General features: G+C 43.5%; 4 protein-coding genes and 2 tRNA genes. 3 read left to right on the plus strand and 3 right to left on the minus strand.

The window, feature by feature from the left end; all coding sequences use genetic code 11:
- The first annotated feature begins 97 nt into the window (after window positions 1–97).
- Window positions 98–171: transfer RNA gene (locus KSP24_RS24960), tRNA-Pro, on the plus strand.
- Between the two features lie 9 nt (window positions 172–180).
- Window positions 181–251: transfer RNA gene (locus KSP24_RS24965), tRNA-Gly, on the plus strand.
- Between the two features lie 203 nt (window positions 252–454).
- Here the strand turns inward: KSP24_RS24965 and KSP24_RS24970 are convergent.
- The 3 genes from KSP24_RS24970 to KSP24_RS24980 all read right to left on the minus strand — a co-directional run bounded on the left by KSP24_RS24970 (window position 455) and on the right by KSP24_RS24980 (window position 2,795).
- Window positions 455–1,558 carry a PAS domain-containing sensor histidine kinase gene (locus KSP24_RS24970; RefSeq protein ID WP_216977149.1) on the minus strand — a complete coding sequence of 368 codons (1,104 nt, stop codon included), beginning with the start codon at window positions 1,556–1,558 and terminating at the stop codon, window positions 455–457.
- On the minus strand, window positions 1,551–2,204 hold the full coding sequence (locus KSP24_RS24975; protein ID WP_013369023.1) for a response regulator: 654 nt from the start codon (window positions 2,202–2,204) through the stop codon (window positions 1,551–1,553). The genes KSP24_RS24970 and KSP24_RS24975 overlap by 8 nt, the downstream gene beginning before the upstream one ends.
- Before the next feature lie 141 nt (window positions 2,205–2,345).
- Window positions 2,346–2,795, minus strand: a complete 450-nt coding sequence (locus KSP24_RS24980) for a GAF domain-containing protein (RefSeq protein WP_017428696.1) — start codon at window positions 2,793–2,795, stop codon at window positions 2,346–2,348.
- A 298-nt stretch (window positions 2,796–3,093) separates the two neighbouring features.
- On the opposite strand from KSP24_RS24980, the gene KSP24_RS24985 reads away from it, so the two are divergent.
- Window positions 3,094–3,834 carry a Crp/Fnr family transcriptional regulator gene (locus KSP24_RS24985; protein WP_013369025.1) on the plus strand — a complete coding sequence of 247 codons (741 nt, stop codon included), beginning with the start codon at window positions 3,094–3,096 and terminating at the stop codon, window positions 3,832–3,834.
- The last annotated feature ends 316 nt before the right edge of the window (window positions 3,835–4,150 follow it).

Consider the following 4,150-nt stretch of genomic DNA (forward strand, 5'->3'; position numbering starts at 1 on the left):
GCCCTTAGCTCAGCTGGATAGAGCGTTTGACTACGAATCAAAAGGCCGGGAGTTCGAATCTCTCAGGGCGCGCCATTTCTTAAAAAATGTATAATGTCGGGATGTAGCTCAGCTTGGTAGAGCACCTGGTTTGGGACCAGGGGGTCGCATGTTCAAATCGTGTCATCCCGATACTGATTTGCGGGTGTAGTTCAATGGTAGAACTCCAGCCTTCCAAGCTGGTAGCGTGGGTTCGATTCCCATCACCCGCTTTTTGCTATAGCGGATTCTTGTTGCCTCAGTGGTGACACCTTATAAATAAAGAGAGCCTGTCTGGGGACAGAGCTCTCTCTTTTTTTGTACATTTATATTCCATAGATTCCACAAAGTGATGGCTATTGTTAGTGCTTGCCATCGGTGTATCTCTCCTGTTCCTGCATGGGGATACACCGATAACTGATCTAGTGCACAGATTTTACACTGGAATGGTTAGTTGGATGGAGGTTCCCTGATTTGGAGCAGAAGTCATGCTCATGAAGCCGCCTACTCCTCTAGCTCGTTCTTCCATGCTGAACAATCCAACTCCCTCTCCTTTGGATTCTCCAGAGAAGCCCATACCCTCATCCCGAATAGTTACTTTTATTATTTCGTCTTGATCCTCTACATCAACGTATGCTTCTGCTACATCTGCGTATTTAGCCACATTCGTCAGTGCTTCTTGTACAATTCTATAGATTGCTATTTCTTTTCGGATATCAAGGCGTTTACGTAAAGTACATTGAAAATGCACTTCGATTCCGTAATGCGAACAGAAATTTTCAATATAAGTTCTTAGGGCCGGTACGACACCCAAATCATCCAGAACTGAGGGACGAAGTTCCCACGCTAAGCCACGAACATCTTTAATAATATCAGTTACCTGTGTACGCAGATTTTCCAGAGTAGCACTGGGCTGTTCAGCTAGTTGGCTATCTAGTTGAATAATAAGTGAAAACAGGCTTTGACCAATCCCATCATGAAGCTCTCTTGAAAAGCGTTTACGCTCTTCCTCCTGTATTTGCATGACTTGCGTCATCATGGTCTGAAGCTCTGCCTCTACTTTTTTTAATTTAGTTACTTCATTACGGATCGCTAAGTACTGATAGGGTTTACCTTCCTCGTCCATAAATGGAACAATCGTAGTATTCACCCAGTAGTAGCTGTTATCTTTAGCACGATTTCGTATTTCTCCCTGCCATACCTCACCAGAACGGATCGTAGTCCACAGGTTCTTCATGAAGGCTCGAGTATGATAGCCCGAATTAATGAGACGATGATCCTGCCCGATCAATTCTTCACGACTATATTGCGAAATCTCACAGAACTTATCGTTTACGTACTGAATAATTCCTCGATGATCGGTCAGAGCAACGATGGAAGATGTATCTAGAGCAAATTTAAGATTGGATAGCTGGTGGAGAGAACTACGCAGTACATGGAGAAAAGGAGAATCTGGTATATGAATTTCCAAATCATTCAGTAGTTTATCGGTTGACTCCCCAAAGGCGGGCTGCAGTAAAGGGTTAGGAGGTTCATTCATAATGGAGCAACCCCTTTTTCAGTGCAAATTTGACCAACTCAGGCCGTGTTTTCAAGTTAAGCTTCTCCATAAGGTTGCTTTTGTGGGACTCTACGGTTTTGACGCTAATCACCAGGTGTTCGGCAATTTCCTTGTTGGCATATCCTTTGGCTACCCATGATAGGATCTCTTTTTCCCGCTCAGACAGGGATTCATACGGTCCGGCTATGCCCTCTTGTTTGATTTTGTCCAGATATTCACTCATCAGGCGTTTGGTTGCATTGGGGTATAGATAGGCACTGCCTTCGGCCACAGACTGGATGGCAGCGAGTAATTCCTCATGAGGTGCACTTTTTAAAATATATCCAGATGCTCCGGCTTGAATGGCTCGGAACAGATATTCCTCATCATCATGCATCGTTAAAATAAGCACTTCTGTATCCGGCAACTGTTTTTTTAATTCGGTGGTTGCCGTGAGGCCATCTTTGCCAGGTGGCATACTAAAATCCATGAGCACGACATCAGGTTGTAGCTCCACCGCTTTGCGGATTGCTTCATCCCCGTCTGCTGCATCTCCTACTACCTTAATACCGTTTTTGCCGTCCAATAGGGCCATAAGGCCAGAACGTACGACAACATGATCATCCACTACTAGTATACGAATCAATTAGTCATCCCCTCGAACGGTAAAAACCGTGCGTTTTGTCATAATCATAGCAAATTTTAGGGATTTCAATCAACAGAGATAGTTAGATGAGCTGTTCATAATCACTTATATTTATAATTTTATTTTTCTTCAAATATCAATCTATGGAGTGAGAGGGAGAGCACAAAGCTGGCCAAGGCGATGTGCGACTTGAGTGGCCTTGGCTACATCAGATTCGGTGAATGTTCTCACTTCACGGTTACCAACAAGTAGCACACCGTTTGGCAAGTCTCCTGTACTGGAAAAGGGAATGGCTACTGCAGAATGTAACTGTTCGGCCAGCATAAGCGCACATTCTTGACGTAAACGTATACTGCCTGATATTAAAGCGCTAACGGTTACGGTACGCCCCAGACGAACAGCCATCCCGGCAATCCCATGACCGACTTTAAAAGAGATAAGGCGATAGCGATTGTTTCGGCTGCCGGAGGCATAATACCAATGCAACTTACCCCCTGACCTGGACATAAATGCAAGTGCAGTGAGATCCCCATAAACATGATCTCGCAACTGGTTCAGTTCATTTCGCATTTCATCCGTTATTTGTAGCATAGAAGACACATCCTTTATCTTAACCAACTGTAGCTCTAATTTATTGTAATTCCGACAGGTACAAAAGTAATTCAGGGAACCCCCTGATCTATAGGCGCAGGAAACACTGACTTTTCATTAGACTGGGTAATCAATAAGAGGTGGGGCGATAAATGGGGCGTTAGATAATCCTGGAAGTGATATTTATCACTGCAAATCAGGGAGTAGGGAGGTGCAAAATCAGGTGTTCTCCCGATAACAACCCAAGAATCAAAACATTATGATAAAGATATCAGGTAAACACGAGGAGGACGCTAATATGCAAGCCACTTGTATGGAACGGTTTAGGGACGAAACGCAGCGCACGGGGATTCAGCTTTTTCTGACGGAAGAGCATTTTGAGCTGTTAAAAGATATCATGTCCTGGAAGAAGGTAAAGGCAGGCGTTATGCTTTTTCGAGAGGGTGATGATGCGGAGCAGCTTTATTATATACATTCGGGTCATGTTAAACTCCGTAAATCGACAGAAGACGGTAAAGAATTGATTCTGACTATTCAGCACCAAGGCGATTTGATCGGGGAGTTTAGTGGGATAGATGGGGAAGAGTATAGTTGTACTGCAGAAACAGCCGATGTGTGTGAGTTAGGTGTCGTGCTTGTTAAGGATCTGGAGTCACTCCTGTCTAAGAACGGGGAAATGGCGCTTCAGTTCATACAGTGGATGGCAATGAAGCAACGAATTATGCAATCACGGTTTCGAGACTTACTGTTGTATGGTAAAACGGGGGCACTAGCGTCTACACTGATCCGTGCAAGTAATACATGTGGTGTAGCTGTGAAGGATGGCATTTTACTGAACATGAAGCTAAGTCACTCCGAACTGGGCGAGATGATTGGAGCAACGCGCGAAAGTGTGAATCGGATGCTGAGCTCGCTAAAAGAGCAGGGAACCTTGGATACGAGAGACGGAAAAATCGTTATTCATGACCTGAAGGTGTTGCGTGCCATGTGCTGTTGTCCTTCGTATGGCCAATGTGCCCATGAGATTTGCAGGTTATAAAATGATGAGCATCGTTAGGCGGGGGGCTAAAAGACTCCGTCTAATTGTAAGTCTTCTGACAATAAGCAAATAAAAGGAACGAGTATTATAAATATCAAAAAAATCGACGACGCGTTTAGCGGCAAATCAACGATATAGTTTTTTTTAAAAGTAGTACATGTTGAAATAGCTGACTATTAGTAAATAAAATTTAGATATTGGGTATTTGTAAAATATTACAAGTTGTATTCTGTAGTTGAAAATGGTATATTATTTGAGCTGACAACAAAACAGCCGTTTCGAAAAAGAATAACTAGGGCGAAACAATCTTCGAAAA

Origin of the sequence: Paenibacillus sp. AK121 (assembly GCF_019042715.1) — a bacterium.
Taxonomy (GTDB): domain Bacteria; phylum Bacillota; class Bacilli; order Paenibacillales; family Paenibacillaceae; genus Paenibacillus; species Paenibacillus polymyxa_C.